Here is a 17,138-nt window from a genome sequence, read left to right as displayed (position 1 = left end):
AGCAGGTCTTCGATCTCCTGATGGGCAACGACGTCGCCCCCCGCAAGGAATTCATCACCAGCTCCGCAGCCACCCTCGACCGCTCACGCATCGACGCGTAGCGCGCAAGCACCGGGCCCGGGAACGCGCCGCGGGGCGCTGACCAGCACGGGAGCCCTGTGCTCCACCCACGGGTGGAGCACACGGCTCCACCCGCGTTCAACCCCTGCGCCGATCCCGTGACCAGCCGATCTCCGTAACGTCGAACGCGTCGATCCTTCTCGGATCGGTCTCGTCCCGTTCGTCGTACGGAGGCTGACATGTCCGGGCTCACCAACGCACTGGTGATCTGCGCCGTCGTGGCGCTGGTGGTCGTCCGCCAGTTCAAGGCCCAGCAGATCGGCGCGGACCGGCGCTGGTGGCTGATACCGGCCGTGCTGGTCTTCATGGCCGTGCGCGAACCCGGTCTGATCGACGCCCATCACCGCACCGCGTCTGCGGCTCTGCTCGCCGCCGAACTGGTCGTGGGGCTGGCAGTGGGGGTCGGCTGGGCACGGACCTCGTATGTGTGGACCGATCCGGACGGAACCGCCTGGAGCAAGGGCACCAAGGCCACGGCCGTGGTCTGGGTCGCCGGGACGGGACTGCGGGCGGGGCTGTTCGGAGTCGGCTCGCTGCTGCACGTGCGACAGGGCAGTGCCAGTCTGATGCTGGCCCTCGCGGCCACACTGCTGGTCCGCGGCGGTCTGCTCCTGCTGCGGACCGGATCCGGGCACACGGCGTTCGGTGTGGCCGCGGCCCACCGGCCGATGCGGAAGGAAACCGTGTGAATGCGGACCGCTGGACGCGCTGGCCCTCTCAGGAGGCGCTTGCCCGGGCAGGGCTGAGCATGGCCCGGCTGTGGTTCGTCGGGGTGCTGCGCGTGGTCATCCTCGGCGGCTTGTTGTGGAGCACCTTCCACGAGGACCGTGGCTGGCGCCTGGTGGGCGGGGTGGCCATGGTCGTGGTCGTCACCTGGGCGGCGTGGGCGCTCTTCCGTGTCTCGTTCGTCCATCGCCTGTGGCCGTCGCTGGCGCTGATGGCGTTGCTCATGGGTGCGGGGGCCGTGGCGGAGATCGCCGACTGGCGCATGCTCGCCCTCGTGCTGTGGTGTGCGACGGCCGTCTCCGCTCTGGAGCGGCTGCCACTCGTCGCGGCGGTGCCCTGTGTGCTCGTGGCGATGACCGGATATGTCACGTACGACGGCGGCAATTGGCTCATCATGGCGCTCACCGTCATCGGGCTGTCGCTTGCCGGGTACACCCTGCGTCTGGACGCCGAGGCGCGCGGCAGTGCCCATCGACTGCTTGCCCAGGAGCGGGCGGCACGAGCTGCCGAGGCGGAGTCGGCGGCGCTCGCCGAGCGGGCCCGTATCGCCCGCGAGATCCACGACGTGCTCGCGCACAGTCTCTCCGCGCAGCTCGTGCACCTGGAGGCGGCCCGGCTGCTGATCGAGGGGGACGCGGCGAAGGAGCAAGTCCTGGGACGGGTGGTGGCGGCGCGGTCCATGGCGAGAGAAGGGCTCGCCGAGACCAGACAGGCGCTGTCCGCGCTGCGCGGGGAGATGACCCCGGTCGAGGACTTCCTGCGCGAGCTGGTGACCGCGGACCGTGCCTCCGTCACCGTCAAGGGGGACCCGCGCGCGCTGCCCGCCGAGGCGTCCCAGGCGGTGCGCAGGGTGGCGCAGGAAGCACTGACGAACGTCCGGAAACATGCGCCGGGGGCGAAGGTCCAGGTGTGTCTCCGCTACGGGGAGGGCGAAGTGAAGCTGGACGTAAGGGACTCGGGGGGACAGCCGCCGGGGGAGCTCGCCGCCTCTGGCGCCGGGTACGGTCTGCTCGGGATGCGTGAGCGGGCCGAGCTGCTGGGAGGGTCCCTGGAGGCAGGGCCGGGCGAGGAGGGCTTCGTGGTGACGCTGAGGGTGCCGGGATGACGCGGGAGGACGGCACCGCCGGGATCGCGGGCGAGAGCCCGGCCGGGCCTGCCCCAGGGGGAAACAAGCCACCCGCGCGTGTGGTTGTGGTCGACGACCAGACCGTGGTGCGTGAGGGGATCGTGATGCTGTTGGGGCTGCTGCCCGGCATCGAGGTCGTGGGTGCCGGCGCCGATGGCGAGGAGGCTGTCCGCCTCGTCGCCGAACTGGCGCCGGACGTGGTCCTGATGGACCTGCGCATGCCCCGTTGCGACGGCGCGGAGGCCACGCGGCGCATCCGCGCCGAGTATCCGGGGACGCAGGTCGTCGTGCTCACCACCTACGCGGACGACGATTCGCTGTTCCCGGCGCTCAAAGCGGGGGCGCGTGGCTATCTGACCAAGGACGCCGGCGGGGACGAGATCGTCCGGGCCGTCGAGGATGTGCTCTCCGGCGACGCGGGGCTGTCACCGCAGATCCAACGACGTCTTCTCGAACGGCTGTCGGAGCCCGATGCGACTACGAGCGCCGTGCCACCCGACGGCCTCACCGCGCGGGAGACCGAAGTGCTCGCGCTGATCGCCGAAGGAATGACGAATCACGAGATCGCCCGTTCGCTGCATGTCTCCACCGCGACGGTGAAGACCCATATCAACAATCTCTTCGCGAAGGCAGGGCTCAAGGATCGTGCGCAGGCGGTTCGTTACGCCTTCCGGAACAGGCTGACCAAGCCGGAAGGGAGAGCCGGTACCTGACGAGGCTTCACCTGATGGGGTGAAGAGCGCGGGGAGGGGAGTCACGGATCTTACCGTTCTGTCCATCCTTGGGCACGCGGCCGAACAGGGCTGCGGACTAAGGAGAGTTCGGTGGAGAACCACGACGGGCCCGATGCGGTGCCGGGCCGGGCTGATGTCGGCCGGGACCGGGCCGGCGACCTGAGGGACCCCTGGTACGACGCGCTCGCCTCCGGCTGGGGAGAACTGGACGGCGCAGGGGTGCCGGCCTCAGTGGTGGCACCCCGGTCCCCGACCCCGCAACGGAGCGCAGGACCGGCCGACATCTACCTGGAAGTGCAGCGCAGCGACGCCTTTCAGCAAGTGCGCAGCCGATACCGGAGGTTCGTCGTCCCGGCCACGGCTTTCTTCTTCGCCTGGTACGTCGCGTACGTGGTGGCCGCGACCACAGCGCCGGGGCTGATGGCGCGCCCCGTCACCGGGGCCGTGAATGTGGCGATGCTGGCGGGTCTCGGACAGTTCCTCTCGACGTTCCTGCTGACCTGGGCGTATGCGCGGCACGCTCGGCTGCGGCGGGACCGGGCGGCGCTCGACCTGCGCTGGGCCGTCTTCGAGCAGAAGAGGGAGCAGGAGCAGCGGCGGGAGCGGGGGGTGGAGCGCTGATGGGAGATCACCAAAACCTTGCGCTGCTGCTGTTCGGGGTATTCGTGGCCGTCACGTTGGCGATTACGACTTGGGCGAGCCGTCACCGACAGGGATCGGCCGAGGAGTTCTACGCGGGCGGGCGGCTCTTCTCCCCCATGGAGAACGGTTTCGCCATCGCTGGCGACTACATGTCGGCCGCCTCCTTCCTCGGCATCTCCGGGCTGATCGCGCTCTTCGGGTACGACGGGCTGCTCTACTCCGTCGGGTTCCTCGTCGCGTGGCTTGTCGTGCTGTTCCTTGTGGCCGAACTGGTGCGCAACTGCGGCAGGTTCACGCTCGGCGATGTCGTCGCGGCGCGGATGAGGGAGCGTCCGGTGCGGATCGCGGCGGGAACCTCTTCGGTCACCGTCTCCGTTCTCTATCTGGTGGCGCAGATGGTGGGGGCGGGTTCACTCGTGGCGCTGCTGCTCGGGGGGACGAGTGGAGCGGCGCAGACCTGGACGGTGATCGGTGTCGGTGCGCTCATGGTGATCTATGTGTCGATGGGAGGGATGCGGGCCACCACCTGGATCCAGATCGTCAAGGCGGTTCTGCTGATGGGCGGGGCGATCGCGCTGACCGTGCTCGTCCTGGTGCACTTCCACGGCGACTTCAACCAACTGCTGCGGACCGCCGCGGACCGTAGTGGCCACGGGGACCGGTTCCTCGCGCCCGGCCTGAAGTACGGCGGGGACTGGACCGCCCGGCTCGACTTCATCAGCCTCGCGCTTGCGCTCGTGCTCGGCACCGCCGGGCTGCCGCACATCCTGACCCGCTTCTACACCGTGCCGACCGCGCGGGCCGCCCGCCGTTCGGCCGTCTGGTCCATCGGGCTCATCGGCAGCTTCTACCTGATGACGATCGTGCTCGGCTTCGGCGCGGCCGCCCTGGTCGGCCCGGACGCGGTGCGCGGGTCGAATGCCGCGGGGAACACGGCCGTTCCGCTGCTCGCCCTCGACCTGGGAGGCGGTGCGGACTCCACGGGCGGAACGGTTCTGTTCGCAGTCGTCGCCGCCATCGCCTTTGCCACGATCCTCGCCGTGGTCGCCGGCATCACGCTGGCCTCCTCGGCGTCCGTCGCCCACGACCTGTACGCCTCCCTGCGGCGCCGGGACGCCAAACCGCGCAGCGAGGTGGCGGTGGCCCGCGTCGCCGCGGCCGGGGTCGGTGTGGTCGCGATCGGCCTCGGCCTGCTGGCGCGCGACCTGAACGTCGCGTTCCTGGTGGGCCTGGCCTTCGCGGTCGCCGCGTCCGCCAACCTGCCGGTGCTGCTCTACTCCCTGTTCTGGCGGAGCTTCACCACACGGGGTGCGGTGTGGTCGGTGTACGGGGGTCTGCTGCCCGCGCTCGTGCTGGTCGCCCTCTCTCCTGTCGTCTCCGGCGGGCCCCAATCCCTCTTCCCCGGGGCGGACTTCCAGTACTTCCCCCTGGAGAACCCGGGCCTCGTCTCCATCCCGCTCGGCTTCCTCGCGGGCTGGCTCGGCACGGTGACCTCGCGGGAGGAGGCGGACGAGGCCAAGCACGCGGAGACGGAGGTGCGGTCGCTCACCGGCGCCGGGGCGGCGTAACGATTCACTGGGCCGGAGTTCCGGGCCGGGGCGCTCAGCTGCTGGCTGCCCACTCGTAACGGTGTTCCGGGCGACCCGTGTCCCCGTACTTGAGGCTCAGCCGGACCCGGCCGGTGCGCTCCAGGAGCTTCAGATAGCGCTGTGCCGTCTGCCGGCTCAGCCGTGTGCGGTCCGCCAACTCCTGGGCCGAGAGCGGGCCTTCCGCGGCCATCAGCGCCCGGCGCACCAGCTCCGCCGTGGTGGGGGAGTGACCCTTGGGCAGCTCGGGCGCCGGCGTCGCCGAGAGGGCGCCGAAGATGCGGTCGACCTCGGCCTGCTCGGCCTCGCCCCCGCCGTCCAGCGTGCGGCGCAGCGTCGCGTACGCGTCGAGTTTGGCGCGAAGACCGGCGTACGAGAACGGCTTGACCAGGTACTGGAGTGCGCCGTGCCGCATCGCTGCCTGCACCGTGGCGATGTCGCGTGCGGCGGTCACCATGATCACGTCGGTCTGGTGGCCGCGCTCACGCAGGCTGCGTACGACCCAGAGGCCTGTCTCGTCCGGCAGATAGTGATCGAGCAGCACCAGGTCGACGGGCACGTCCTCGATGAGGCGCAGGGCCTCTGCGGCGTCGTGTGCCTTCGCCGCCACCCGGAAACCGGGGATCTTCGCCACATAGGCGGCGTTGACATCCGCGACCCGGGTGTCGTCGTCCACGACGAGGACGTCAATCATTGACGCTCCTTCGGGGCCCTGGCCATCGTGGCTCCTTCATGGCTTCGCTCGTCGTGTCCCTCGGTGGCGGCGAGTTCGGGCTCCGCCAGCGCCTCCGGCAGGACGACGGTGAACTCGGCGCCGCCTTCCGGGGCCTCGCCGACCCGCGCCCTGCCGCCCTGGCGCTCGGCGAGCCTGCGGACCAGCGCGAGGCCGATGCCGCGCTTGCCGTGGGCCGGCGGCTCCTTGGTGGTCCAGCCCTCGGTGAAAATCGTCTCGCGCTGCCCGACCGGTACTCCCGGGCCGGAATCACGCACCTGGAGGGCCACGGTTCGCCCGTCGGCGCGTACATCGACCTCCACGCGTGCGTGGCGGGTGCCCGCGGCGGCATCGAGTGCGTTGTCGACGAGGTTGCCGACGATCGTCACGACGCCGCCCGGATCCACGAGCCGGTCGGGCAGCGCGCTGTGCTGTGGCACCGAGAGCGCGACGCCCCGCTCCGCGGCGACCGTGGCCTTGCCGACAAGCAGGGCCGCGAGCAGCGGGTCCTGGACCTTCTCGGTGATCTGCTCGGCAGTGACTCGGTGGGCGCCCGCCACCTCGCCGACGAACTCCGCCGCCTCCTCGTACATCTCCAGTTCCAGCAGGCCGAGGAGGGTGTGCATGCGGTTGGCGTGCTCGTGGTCCTGGGCGCGCAGGGCGTCGATGAGGCCGCGGGTGGAGTCGAGTTCGCGGCCGAGCTGCTCCAGCTCCGTGCGGTCGCGCAGCGTCGCGACGGCGCCGCCGTCGTCGGTGGGCATGCGGTTGGCGACCAGGACGCGCTGTCCGCGTACGGTCAGAAGGTCCGTTCCGGTGACCCGGCCGGCCAGCACGTCGGTCGTACGTCCGGCGCCGAGCGCGTCGTCGAGCGGCTGCCCGATCACCTCCGTGCCCAGGCCGAGGAGCCGCTGCGCCTCGTCGTTGAGCAGCCGGATCCGGCCGCCCCGGTCGATCGCGACGACCCCCTCACGGATGCCGTGCAGCATGGCTTCGCGCTCCGCGAGCAGGGCGGAGATGTCCGAGAAGGCCAGATCCCGGGTCTGCCTCTGCACTCTGCGGGAGATCAGGTAGGCGGCGAGCGCGCCGACGGCGAGGGCGCCGCCCGCGTAGGCCAGCAGTCCCGGAATCGCGTGGACCAGGCGGGCCCGCACACTGTCGTACTCGATGCCTACGGAGACGGCGCCCACGATGTCCCCGCTCGCGTCCCGCAGTGCCACCTTGCCGCGGGCCGAGCGGCCCAGCGTGCCGTTGTCGATCTCCATGACATCGCGGCCCGCGAGGGCGTCGCTGGGGTCCGTCGAGACGACCTTGCCGATCTGGTCGAGGTCGGTGTGGGACCAGCGAACGCCGTCCCTGTTCATGATCACTACGTACTCGGCGCCACTGGCCCGCCGGATCCGTTCGGCCGCTGCCTGGACGGGCCCGGCGGCCGTGGGCCGCGAGGCGGACAGGTCCTCGGAGAGCTGCGGCTGAGCGGCCGTCGTCTGCGCGATGGCGAGCGCGCGGCGCATCGCCTGGTCGTCGAGCTGGTCGCTCAGCGGCGCGAGGAAAAGACCGGTGGCGAGCACCGCGACCCCGGCCGCGATGGCCAGCTGCATCAGCAGTACCTGCGAGAACACCCGCCGCGGCAGGCCGAGGCGGAGGCGTCGCGCAGGGGAGGTCGGGCTCATGAGTACGAACGGTACGGCCGCCGACGGGCTACTTCGAAGTCACTGTGGCGGGGATCTCGTACGAGGGCAGCGGAAGCCGGAGCCGGTGCCCGGGTGTCCCAGGGCGTCCCACGGCCGCCCTCTCCTAAAGTGCCCGCACCGCTGTCACGTCCATCCGCGCAGGCGACGCGAGAGCCGCGCCGCAGCTCTCCGGGCGGGGCGGGAGCGAGGCCGTCTCATCGACGGTGACCTGCCAGCGGCGGCCGTCGGTGTGCGCGACGGTCACCTCCCGGCGGGGGCCCGTGCCGTCCGTACGGAGGACGCTCAGGGCCTCGGCCGCGTACTCTCCGGCGGCCGTGCGCACCGCGAGCTCGGCGGCCTGCCCGGGACGCTCCCAGGCGGAGTTCCCCCGGCAGGCATCGGTGACGACGCGGCCCGCGCGGGCCGCGTCGAGGATCTCTTTGACGGCAGGCGCCCGCATCCGGCCGTACGCGTATCCGTAGGGCAGGACGAGCAGGGTGGGAGAGAAGCGATGGCCACCCAGATGGGTGATTTCCCAGGCGCCCTTCTCGCCTGAATCGGCGAGTTCGGCGGCGAGTGGCCTGCCGAGCAGGGCGCAGCAGCGGTCGCGCTTGCCGTTGGTGCAGACGAGTACGAGCGGGGCGCCGACGTGGGCCGTGCCGAAGCCGCCGTGGTCGCCCGCGCCGAGGGCGGCGAAGTCGAGGTCCAGCAGGCGGCGTGGGTCGTCGGTCAGCGCGTCGCGCAGCCAGGTGCGGCCGGGGGCGGTGTGCCCCACGTACACCTGGTGCCGCGTCGGCGCGTGAGAGTCCGCGTGGCGACCGGGGCGGCGGATGAGGGCGACGCGCACGCCGGTCCCCTCGGCGGCCGCCTCCAGGGCGCGGCCGAACTCCGGGTCGAGATGGCTGGACCGCAGCGCCTTGGCGCCCCAAGGGCCCGGCTGCTCCAGCAGAAGCCATGTCCTGGCGGTGGCCGCGGTGCCCGCGAGGGGCTCGTCCAGGTCCCGCGAGGCGCTCGCACACGTACTCACGCAGGTGAGCCTAACCCGCACTGTCCCAGCTGCCGCACGCCTCACACGAGACGGGCGGCTCGGAGGGCGACGGGCGTCAGGAAGCCCCAGAAGGCGCGGGAGAAGGCATCGGCTGGGGCGGACGCACGCCCACGTACTGGCCGCTCGGGCGCATGCGCAGCGGTCGTTCGCCGTACTCCTCCAGGGCGTGCGCGATCCAGCCCGCCGTCCGCGCCACCGCGAAGATCGTCTCGCCCGCCTCCGCCGGCATCCCCGAGGAGGCCGTCAGGACGGCCAGCGCGAGGTCGACGTTGGCATGCAGGTCGGTGTGGCGGGCGGTGGTGGCCACCACGTCACGGGCCGCGGCGAGGGCGGGACCGGCCTTGGGCATCACCTCCAGGAGGGCGAACAGCGCCTGCGCGCGTGGGTCCTCGCCCGGGTAGAGGCGGTGGCCGAGCCCGGGGACGCGGCGGCCCGCGCGGAGCTCGTCGGCCACGACGGGCGCCGCGCTGCCCCGGTCGAGCACGTCGAGCAGCATGCGGTGGGCGAGGCCGCTCGCCGCACCGTGCAGCGGGCCTTCCAGGACGCCGAGTCCCGCCGACACCGCGGCGTACGGGTGGGCGCGTGCAGAGGCGGCGACCCGGACGGCGAGCGTCGACGCGGCGAGGTCGTGGTCGACGAGCAGCGCGAGGGCCGTGTCGAGCGCGTGCAGGGCGGCAGCGTCGGGCTTGCTGCCGGTCAGCCGTGCCCAGAGCCGGCGGGCCAGCGGGCCTTCGTCACGGTGGCCGGGCAGGACCGGTGGGAGCGCGGTCACGAGGGTGGGGATCAACGTGCGTCCGGTGCCGATGACCGCCTCTTCGGAGAGGTCGAAGCGGAGCGGGTCGGCGGCCGCCGCGGAGATGGCCGCGACGCGCAGGCGGTCGGTCGGACCGCTGTGCTCAGGCAGCGCATTGACCGCCCGACGGGCCGCGGTGACGGCCTCCTTGGGGGCGGTGAATGCGACCCCGGGGCGCAGGACACCGGTCCAGAGCCACTCGGCCACCTCTTCGTAGGAGTGGTTGAGGGCGAGCTCTTTCGCGTCGACGCCGCGGAAGTAGTAGCGGTCCTTGTCGATGAGGGTGATGCGGGTGCGTACGGAGAGTTCGTTGCCGCCGGCGGGCGATGCGGGCTCCCGCCTGTTCCTGCGGGCCAGCGCCTCGACCTCCTTGGCGTCGAACGTGCTTCCCCGTGCCCCCGGGCCGCGGCGGCTGCTGAGCTGACCACGACTCACGTACGCGTACACGGTCTCGGGCTTCACGCCGAGCAGTTCGGCGGCCTCCTTGGTGCTGAGCCGCCGGCCTTCGTGCGTGGTTCCTTGATCCGTCATGGGCGTCACCGTATCCGCATCGCGACGACTGCATTGGCATGTTGATTCAATCAATATTGACAGGTATTTAGTCAAGCATGGACAGTTGAATCAAGTCCAGGTAGGAAGTCGAGGAACAACATGCCGATCAATGGCTCCGCCGCCACCCCCGCCGAACCCGTCCAGGTCCCACGAGGACTCGCGGGAGTCGTCGTCACCGAGACCGAACTCGGCGACGTCCGGGGATACGAGGGCTTCTACCACTACCGCCAGTACTCAGCCGTCGAGCTCGCGCAGCACCGCAGCTTCGAGGACGTCTGGCACCTGATGTTCCACGGCGAGCTGCCGGACGCCGAGCGGAGCGCCGCCTTCGCCGCGCACACCGCGTCGCTGCGCCATCTGCCCGACGAGGTGCGCGACGCGCTGCCCGCCGTCGCTCGGGCGAGCGCGCTGTCCGGGCCGCTCTCCGGGCTGCGCACCGCACTGTCGCTCTTCGGGGCGTCGAAGGGCTTCCGTCCGGTGTACGACATCGACGACGACCGGCGCCGCACGGATGCCCTGGCCGCGTCCGCCGTGGTGCCGACCCTGCTCACCGCCCTGTACCGGCTCGGCCAGGGGCTCGACCCCGTCGAACCGCGCGACGACCTGTCGTACGCCGCCAACTACCTCTACATGCTCACCGGTTCGGAGCCGGAGGCTGCGCGCGCCCGGGCGATCGAGCAGTACTTGATCTCGACCATTGATCACGGGTTCAACGCGTCAACGTTCACCGCTCGGGTCATCACTTCGACCGGTGCGGATGTGGCGGCCTGCCTGGTCGGTGCCGTTGGCGCGCTGTCCGGCCCGCTGCACGGCGGTGCGCCGAGCCGCGCCCTGGACACCCTGGACGCGATCGGCACCCCCGACCGCATCGACGGCTGGATCCGCGAGAGGGTCCTTGCGGGCGACCGCATCATGGGTTTCGGGCACCCGGTCTACCGCACCGAGGACCCGCGCTCGCGCATGCTGCGGGGCATCGCGCAGCAGTTCGGCGGCGAGTTGGTGGAGTTCGCGGTCGAGGTCGAGCGGCACGTCGAGGCGCTCCTCGCGGAGTTGAAGCCGGGGCGGGAACTGCACACGAACGTGGAGTTCTACGCGGGCGTCGTCATGGAGCTCTGCGGACTGCCCCGCGAGATGTTCACTCCGACGTTCGCGTCCGCGCGGGTGGTCGGCTGGAGCGCGAACGTCCTGGAACAGGCCCGCGACTCGAAGATCATCCGCCCGGCGGCGCGGTATGTGGGGGTGGGGGCGCCGGTGGCGGTGCCGCCCGGCCACTGAGGAGGGCGAATGCCCCCTTGGGTATGACCCCTTGGGTAAGAGGGCCTGGCCACATGCGAGTGCCCAGGCCCTGTGGGCCATTGGATAGGAGACTCCGGTCCACTGATACGGCCTGAGGGCCGGAGCGTCGACTCACTGATCAGACATCAGGGATGTCGATCTTGGCTCGAAGTAGCGTTTCGCGCGTGATGACCACGATCCGCTCGTCACTGGAACGCCCTGCGTCGGACGGAAGTTTGCTGTCGAGTGTCGCGGTCCGGTCGGCGCCGATCACGGCGAAGGAGCCGTCACTCAGCTCGAAGATGTCCGGGCACGTGTTGCCGTCGAGGCTGCCTCGCTGTCGTGGCGAGGCACCGATGCGGCGGGTGATGTCTGGAGTGGTCACGAGCGGTACGTTGCCATCCGTCGTGGACGTGGACTCGCCGATTTCACCCGCGAAGACAGGCGAGAATCAGCCAATCTGTACAGAGGCGTCGGCAGCGCGGGGGAGCCGCGTCAGGGGGCGTGTGGCGGGGTGGCCGGGGGAGGCGGGGTGAAGTAGGCGGCCGCCGGAACCGGCGGCCCGTCGGCCACCGCGGCCGCGAAGGCTCTGTCGGCGACGCGGACGAAGGCGCGCATTCGGCTGTCGGGGTCTGATTCCGTCAGCCGGTGCCACGAGGGCCCGCTGTTCGCCCAATAGGCGCGGCCGATCTCGCCGCGAAAGTAGTCCTGCAGCAGGGCCCGCAAGGCGTGCTCGTCGAACAGGTTCAGTGTGAAGTCACTGCTCCACATGCTGACGATCAGATTGCTCACCAGCAGCTGGCGCCAACGCTCCCGCGTCATCGGTGTGTTGGGCGGCTCCCAGCACAAGAGGAAATCCGGATCACTCAGAGTGAGTGCGGTGAGTTCGCGGTGCGCCGAACGGTGGGACTCCACATTTTGTATCCGGGTCTGTCGTGCTTGATGGGCTATCGAGAGGACGACACCGACCAGAGCGGCGGCCGAGAACAGTACGGAAAGCGCGCCGTACGTCTGGCTGATGTCGCTCAAGCGGTTCCAGTCCATTCCGTGCGGCGCGAGGCCGTCGAGCAGGAAGGGGGTGGCGGCGATGATCGCGAACGAAGCCATTGCCGCGCTGCCCCAGGCTGCCGTGGAGCGTCGCCTGCCGCTGAGTCGTGCCACTGTGGCGCCTCCTCCTGGCCTCGCAGCCGGGGCAAGGCCACTCGATCGCTGCTCGGGGTCGAATGGGCGGTACGGAGCCATCGTGTCCGTACCGCCCACCGCCGGGCCACCGTCACTATCCGGCTACCGCACGTCATCCGGCTACCGCACGTCATCCGGCTACTACACGTCGGGGATATCCGACTTGGCGCGAATCAGCGTCTCCCGAGTCACGACGACGATGCGCTCATAGTCCGCGCGTCCCGCGTCGGGCGGCAGTTCCGCGTCCAACTCATGGGTGCAGTCGGTGCCGATGACGGCGAACCTTCCGTCGGACAGTTCGAAAACGTCGGGGCAGTTCTGGGCGCTGGAACAGCCACGCCGGCCCGGGGGCGCACCGATGCGGCGCACGATCTTCAAGGGGATCCCAGTCCTGTTGTCTCGGTGGATGTGGTGCGGTCGCACAGTACTGACCAAGGATGGGATTTTGCGCCGATACGACTTCTCAGACGGGCAATTGTTGCTTGTTACTCGGGTGGTGTGCCGACCACCCACCATTCCTCGGTGTCGGCCTCATCCAGTTCGTGGATCAAGTGGTCCACCATGCGGCCGACCTGGGCCTCTACGGAGCCCTCCTCCAGGCTCGCCCGCGCGGAGCGGGTGACCTTCCAGTACTCGCGGAAGATGGGGTTCTGGAGTGTGCCGCGCAGGTGACCGAAGAGCTCCATCCGGCTCACGTTGCCGAGGCGGTAGGCGAGCAGGGCATTGGTGTAGAGGGCGTTGGCGAAGAGGAACTGGCGGTGTTTGGCGGGCGGCACGAAGCCCTCGTACGTGTCGAGTACCGCGGCCAGCGCGGGATCTTCCATCGCCTTGCTCAGCAGTTCCCACTGGAGGCGCTGCTGGTTGGCGAGGTCGACGTGTCGTTGCTGCTCGCTCCGGCCCGCCTGCTCGCTCCGGTCCGCCTGCTCGCGCCGTTCGAGTCGCAGGCGCAACTTTTTGAGCTGGTGATGCTGGGCGATGAGCGTGCTGACGGTGCCGACGGTCAGGGCCAGGCCTGCCGCGGCCGAGCCGGCTCCCCGTATCCCAAATTTCTGTGTGGTCATGTCAACCCCCGAATCGGCGACCGTCCGCCGGTCGTCGGGTGCGGGTCGACAGGGAGCGGACCGGCGAGCGATGGGCGGTGCGCTTGCCGTCTCCCAGGGTGCCGAGCGGCTCTGACCGGCGGGGGAGGCGGAGAGGAGGCGCACGGAAGGAAGCAGAGGTCGCACATCCCGGCGCCGTGCCTAACGTGTGCCCCGCGAGCGCCGCTAACAATCGTTCACTTCGCGGCCCGGCTACGCCCACCTATCCTGGGGCCGTCTTCAATCGTCGTACGGGGTCCGCCGCGGCCCGTACCTGCGTCGACACGAGAGGTCCGCGTTGAACAAGCAGCAGATCCCGGTCGTCGTCCTCGCCGGGTTCCTGGGCTCCGGCAAGACGACCCTGCTCAACCATCTGCTGCACCGCAGCGGCGGCAGCCGGATCGGCGCCATCGTCAACGACTTCGGTTCCATCGAGATCGACGCCATGTCGGTCGCGGGGCAGCTCGGCGACTCGACCGTCTCCCTCGGCAACGGATGTCTGTGCTGTGCCGTGGACGCGAGCGAACTCGACGAGTACCTGGAGCGGCTCGCCCGGCCCGCCGCGCGCATCGACGTCATCGTCATCGAGGCCAGCGGGCTCGCCGAGCCGCAGGAGCTCGTGAAGATGCTGCTGGCCAGCGAGAACCCGCACATCGTGTACGGGGGACTCGTCGAGGTCGTCGACGCCGCCGAGTTCGACGCCACCAGGGAGCGCCACCCCGAGGTGGACCGGCATCTGGGCATCGCCGACCTCGTCGTGGTCAACAAGGCCGACCGGGTGCCCGACGAGGAGCGTGAGCGCGTCCTCGGCGCCGTGCGCGGGCTCGCGGGGCGCGCGGCGGTCGTCGCCGCCTCCTACGGCCGCGTCGACGTGGAGCTTTTCTTCGACCGTGCGCCGGTGGGGGAGCGGGTCGGACAGCTCTCCTTCGACGACCTGCGGGACGACACGCACGATTCCCACGCACACCACGACTCCCACGCGCGCCACGATTCCCACGCGCGCCACGATTCCCACGCACACCAAGGCCCCCACGCACACCAAGGCCACCTGCACTCCGGCTACGAAAGCCTCGCCTTCACCTCAGAGGTGCCCATGGGGCCGCGCCCCCTGATGGCCCTCCTCGACAGCAGGCCCGAAGGGCTCTACCGCATCAAGGGGTACGTGGACTTCGGCGCCGCCGATCCGCGGAACCGGTACGAGGTCCACGCCGTCGGGCGGTTTCTGCGCTTCTACCCGGAGCCGTGGGCTCCGGACGAGCAGCGGCTGACCCAGCTGGTGCTCATCGGGTCGGGTGTCGACGTACCGGCTCTGGAGAAGGAGCTGGTGGCCTGTCGCGAGTACGCCCCACAGGCCGATGAGCACGGCATGTGGGGCGTACTTCGCTACGTGCAGGAGCCCGACGGGGGACCGGCGGACTAGACCGGCCCCGCCACCGCCGCCACCGGCTTCCCGAGCGAGACGCCCGAACCGTCACGGCGCGGGTCGATCTCCGGGAGCTCGGCAGGGGAGCCGTTCCGCTGCGCCGCGTGCGGCGGCGTCGGGCCCGCCCAGGCGAAGCTCAGGCAGTCCTCGCCCTTCAGGAAGCGCTGGACGCGTACCCCGCCCGTGGCGCGGCCCTTGCGCGGATACTGGTCGAACGGCGTGACCTTGGCCGTCGTCTGCACCGAATCGTCGAGGGTGCCGCGCGAGCCCGCCACCGTGAAGACGACCGCGTCCACCGCCGGATCCACCGCCGCGAAGGAGATGACCTTCGCGCCGTCCGCGAGCTTGATGCCCGTCATGCCACCGGCGGGACGGCCCTGGGGACGCACCTGCGCGGCCTGGTAGCGAAGGAGCTGGGAGTCGTCCGTGATGAAGACCAGGTCCTCCTCGCCGGTGCGCAGCTCGGCCGCGCCGACGATCCGGTCACCGTCCTTGAGAGTGATGACCTCCAACTCCTCCTTGTTGGACGGATAGTCGGGGACCACACGCTTGACGACGCCCTGCTCGGTGCCGAGCGCGAGACCCGGCGAGGACTCGTCGAGCGTCATCAGGCAGATCAACTTCTCGTCCTTCTCCAGGGAGAGCAGCTCCGACACGGGTGCCCCTCCGGAGAGGTTGGGCGCGGCCGCCGTTTCCGGCAGCTGGGGGAGGTCCACTACGGAGAGGCGCAACAACCGCCCCTCGGACGTGACAGCGCCCACCTCGCCGCGCGCCGTCGCGGGCACCGCCGAGAGGATCACGTCGTGCTTGACGCGCTTGGTCTCGCCGTCGGCGAAGGGCTCGCCGTTGGCCGTGCGGGCCAGGAGGCCCGTCGACGACAGGAGCACCCGGCACGGGTCGTCGGCCACCTGCAGCGAGACCGTGGCGGCCGGGGAGCCCGTCGACGCCAGGAGCACGGTGCGCCGGTCGGTGCCGAACTTCTTCGCGACGGCGGCCAGTTCGGCGGAGACCAGCTTGCGCAGCTCCGCGTCCGAGTCCAGGATCCCGGTCAGTTCGTCGATCTCGCCGTTGAGCCGGTCGCGCTCGGACTCCAGCTCGATGCGGTCGAACTTGGTCAGGCGGCGCAGCGGCGTGTCCAGGATGTACTGCGTCTGGATGTCGCTCAGCGAGAAGCGCTCCATCAGGCGCTCCTTGGCCTGTGCGGAGTTCTCACTGGAGCGGATGAGGCGGATGACCTCGTCGATGTCCAGGAGGGCGACCAGGAGGCCCTCGACCAGGTGCAGGCGGTCGCGCTTCTTGCTGCGGCGGAACTCGCTGCGGCGGCGCACCACGTTGAACCGGTGGTCGAGATATACCTCCAGGAGCTCCTTGAGGCCGAGGGTGAGGGGCTGGCCGTCCACCAGGGCCACGTTGTTGATGCCGAAGGACTCCTCCATCGGCGTCAGCTTGTAGAGCTGCTCCAGGACGGCTTCGGGGACGAAGCCGTTCTTGATCTCGATGACTAGACGCAGGCCGTGCGCGCGGTCGGTGAGGTCCTTGACGTCGGCGATGCCCTGCAGCTTCTTCGAGCCGACCAGGTCCTTGATCTTGGCGATGACCTTTTCGGGGCCTACGGAGAAGGGCAGTTCGGTGACGACCAGGCCCTTGCGGCGCGCCGTCACGTTCTCCACGGAGACCGTGGCGCGGATCTTGAACGAGCCGCGACCCGATTCGTACGCGTCCCTGATGCCGGTCAGGCCGACGATCCTGCCGCCGGTGGGCAGGTCGGGCCCCGGCACGTACTTCATCAGGGTCTCGAGGTCGGCCGCCGGGTGCTTGATCAGGTGGCGGGCGGCGGCGATGACCTCGCCGAGGTTGTGCGGCGGCATGTTCGTCGCCATGCCGACGGCGATGCCGGACGCGCCGTTGACCAGGAGGTTCGGATACGCGGCGGGGAGGGCGGTGGGCTCCCTCTCCTGGCCGTCGTAGTTCGGCTCGAAGTCGACCGTGTTCTCGTCGATCGACTCCGTCATCAGGGAGGTGGCGTCGGCCATCCGGCATTCGGTGTACCGCATGGCGGCCGGCGGGTCGTCGTTTCCGAGCGAGCCGAAGTTGCCGTGGCCGTCCACCAGGGGGAGGCGCATCGAGAAGGGCTGGGCCATGCGCACCAGCGCGTCGTAGATCGACGCGTCACCGTGCGGGTGCAACTTACCCATGACCTCGCCGACGACGCGGGCACACTTCACATAGCCGCGGTCGGGGCGCAGGCCCATCTCGTTCATCTGGTACACGATCCTGCGGTGCACCGGCTTCATGCCGTCGCGGGCGTCCGGCAGGGCTCGTGAATAGATGACCGAATACGCGTACTCGAGGAAGGAGCCCTGCATCTCGTCGACGACGTCGATGTCGAGGATCTTCTCCTCGTACGAGTCGTCGGGCGGCGGGGTCTTCGTGCTGCGGCGGGCCATCGCTGCTGCGGCTCCTTCACCAA

The 17,138-nt window shown here is 70.3% G+C and carries 16 protein-coding genes; 7 read left to right on the top strand and 9 right to left on the bottom strand.

Going from position 1 to position 17,138, the window contains the following annotated elements:
• Positions 1–299: 299 nt before the first annotated feature.
• The 5 genes from ABZ953_RS37810 (at position 300) to ABZ953_RS37790 (ending at position 4,916) form a co-directional block, all read left to right on the top strand.
• Positions 300–809: a DUF1453 domain-containing protein gene (locus ABZ953_RS37810; RefSeq protein ID WP_361733781.1), complete on the top strand. Its 510-nt coding sequence runs from the start codon at positions 300–302 to the stop codon at positions 807–809.
• On the top strand, positions 806–1,951 hold the full coding sequence (locus ABZ953_RS37805; RefSeq protein ID WP_361733779.1) for a histidine kinase: 1,146 nt from the start codon (positions 806–808) through the stop codon (positions 1,949–1,951). The genes ABZ953_RS37810 and ABZ953_RS37805 overlap by 4 nt, the downstream gene beginning before the upstream one ends.
• Positions 1,948–2,685 (top strand): response regulator transcription factor, encoded by a 738-nt coding sequence (locus ABZ953_RS37800; RefSeq protein ID WP_361733777.1) that lies wholly within the window; start codon positions 1,948–1,950, stop codon positions 2,683–2,685. The genes ABZ953_RS37805 and ABZ953_RS37800 overlap by 4 nt, the downstream gene beginning before the upstream one ends.
• 138 nt (positions 2,686–2,823) lie before the next feature.
• Positions 2,824–3,327: a DUF485 domain-containing protein gene (locus tag ABZ953_RS37795; RefSeq protein ID WP_361733789.1), complete on the top strand. Its 504-nt coding sequence runs from the start codon at positions 2,824–2,826 to the stop codon at positions 3,325–3,327.
• Positions 3,324–4,916, top strand: a complete 1,593-nt coding sequence (locus ABZ953_RS37790; protein WP_361733787.1) for a cation acetate symporter — start codon at positions 3,324–3,326, stop codon at positions 4,914–4,916. The genes ABZ953_RS37795 and ABZ953_RS37790 overlap by 4 nt, the downstream gene beginning before the upstream one ends.
• Positions 4,917–4,950: 34 nt before the next feature.
• On the opposite strand, the gene ABZ953_RS37785 is transcribed toward ABZ953_RS37790, so the two are convergent.
• From ABZ953_RS37785 to ABZ953_RS37770, 4 genes are all read right to left on the bottom strand, one after another.
• The gene (locus ABZ953_RS37785; RefSeq protein ID WP_361733775.1) at positions 4,951–5,628 is read right to left on the bottom strand and encodes a response regulator; all 678 of its coding nucleotides are present in this window, start codon (positions 5,626–5,628) and stop codon (positions 4,951–4,953) included.
• Positions 5,625–7,316 carry a sensor histidine kinase gene (locus tag ABZ953_RS37780; RefSeq protein WP_361733773.1) on the bottom strand — a complete coding sequence of 564 codons (1,692 nt, stop codon included), beginning with the start codon at positions 7,314–7,316 and terminating at the stop codon, positions 5,625–5,627. The genes ABZ953_RS37785 and ABZ953_RS37780 overlap by 4 nt, the downstream gene beginning before the upstream one ends.
• Before the next feature lie 124 nt (positions 7,317–7,440).
• On the bottom strand, positions 7,441–8,343 hold the full coding sequence (locus tag ABZ953_RS37775; protein WP_361733771.1) for a sucrase ferredoxin: 903 nt from the start codon (positions 8,341–8,343) through the stop codon (positions 7,441–7,443).
• Between the two features lie 76 nt (positions 8,344–8,419).
• Positions 8,420–9,688 carry a citrate synthase family protein gene (locus tag ABZ953_RS37770; RefSeq protein WP_361733769.1) on the bottom strand — a complete coding sequence of 423 codons (1,269 nt, stop codon included), beginning with the start codon at positions 9,686–9,688 and terminating at the stop codon, positions 8,420–8,422.
• Between the two features lie 120 nt (positions 9,689–9,808).
• On the opposite strand from ABZ953_RS37770, the gene ABZ953_RS37765 reads away from it, so the two are divergent.
• A complete protein-coding gene (locus ABZ953_RS37765) occupies positions 9,809–10,984 on the top strand; it encodes a citrate synthase/methylcitrate synthase (protein WP_361733767.1) in 1,176 nt (391 codons plus the stop codon).
• A 139-nt stretch (positions 10,985–11,123) separates the two neighbouring features.
• On the opposite strand, the gene ABZ953_RS37760 is transcribed toward ABZ953_RS37765, so the two are convergent.
• The 4 genes from ABZ953_RS37760 to ABZ953_RS37745 all read right to left on the bottom strand — a co-directional run bounded on the left by ABZ953_RS37760 (position 11,124) and on the right by ABZ953_RS37745 (position 13,227).
• Complete coding sequence (locus ABZ953_RS37760) at positions 11,124–11,369, bottom strand: hypothetical protein (protein WP_361733765.1); 246 nt, start codon at positions 11,367–11,369, stop codon at positions 11,124–11,126.
• 110 nt (positions 11,370–11,479) lie between these two features.
• On the bottom strand, positions 11,480–12,145 hold the full coding sequence (locus ABZ953_RS37755) for a DUF6082 family protein (protein WP_361733763.1): 666 nt from the start codon (positions 12,143–12,145) through the stop codon (positions 11,480–11,482).
• Between the two features lie 162 nt (positions 12,146–12,307).
• The gene (locus ABZ953_RS37750) at positions 12,308–12,544 is read right to left on the bottom strand and encodes a hypothetical protein (protein ID WP_361733761.1); all 237 of its coding nucleotides are present in this window, start codon (positions 12,542–12,544) and stop codon (positions 12,308–12,310) included.
• Positions 12,545–12,651: 107 nt separating this feature from the next.
• Entirely contained in the window at positions 12,652–13,227 is a 576-nt protein-coding gene (locus ABZ953_RS37745) for a DUF6082 family protein (RefSeq protein ID WP_361733759.1), read from the bottom strand.
• A 316-nt stretch (positions 13,228–13,543) separates the two neighbouring features.
• On the opposite strand from ABZ953_RS37745, the gene ABZ953_RS37740 reads away from it, so the two are divergent.
• On the top strand, positions 13,544–14,665 hold the full coding sequence (locus tag ABZ953_RS37740) for a CobW family GTP-binding protein (protein WP_361733757.1): 1,122 nt from the start codon (positions 13,544–13,546) through the stop codon (positions 14,663–14,665).
• Here the strand turns inward: ABZ953_RS37740 and ABZ953_RS37735 are convergent.
• Positions 14,662–17,115 carry a DNA topoisomerase IV subunit A gene (locus ABZ953_RS37735; RefSeq protein ID WP_361733755.1) on the bottom strand — a complete coding sequence of 818 codons (2,454 nt, stop codon included), beginning with the start codon at positions 17,113–17,115 and terminating at the stop codon, positions 14,662–14,664. The genes ABZ953_RS37740 and ABZ953_RS37735 overlap by 4 nt on opposite strands.
• Positions 17,116–17,138 lie beyond the last annotated feature (23 nt).

This window comes from Streptomyces sp. NPDC046465 (assembly GCF_040646035.1).
Classification (GTDB): domain Bacteria; phylum Actinomycetota; class Actinomycetes; order Streptomycetales; family Streptomycetaceae; genus Streptomyces.
The sequence above is the reverse complement of the archived record's forward strand: the minus strand, read 5'-3'. Positions and strand labels throughout refer to the sequence as shown.

Excerpts from the sequence above, each read along its gene's own strand:
- ABZ953_RS37780 (WP_361733773.1), bottom strand. The coding sequence starts at position 7,316 with ATGAGCCCGACCTCCCCTGCGCGACGCCTCCGCCTCGGCCTGCCGCGG.
- ABZ953_RS37810 (WP_361733781.1), top strand. The coding sequence starts at position 300 with ATGTCCGGGCTCACCAACGCACTGGTGATCTGCGCCGTCGTGGCGCTG.
- ABZ953_RS37770 (WP_361733769.1), bottom strand. The coding sequence starts at position 9,688 with ATGACGGATCAAGGAACCACGCACGAAGGCCGGCGGCTCAGCACCAAG.
- ABZ953_RS37800 (WP_361733777.1), top strand. The coding sequence starts at position 1,948 with ATGACGCGGGAGGACGGCACCGCCGGGATCGCGGGCGAGAGCCCGGCC.
- ABZ953_RS37745 (WP_361733759.1), bottom strand. The coding sequence starts at position 13,227 with ATGACCACACAGAAATTTGGGATACGGGGAGCCGGCTCGGCCGCGGCA.
- ABZ953_RS37765 (WP_361733767.1), top strand. The coding sequence starts at position 9,809 with ATGCCGATCAATGGCTCCGCCGCCACCCCCGCCGAACCCGTCCAGGTC.
- ABZ953_RS37785 (WP_361733775.1), bottom strand. The coding sequence starts at position 5,628 with ATGATTGACGTCCTCGTCGTGGACGACGACACCCGGGTCGCGGATGTC.
- ABZ953_RS37735 (WP_361733755.1), bottom strand. The coding sequence starts at position 17,115 with ATGGCCCGCCGCAGCACGAAGACCCCGCCGCCCGACGACTCGTACGAG.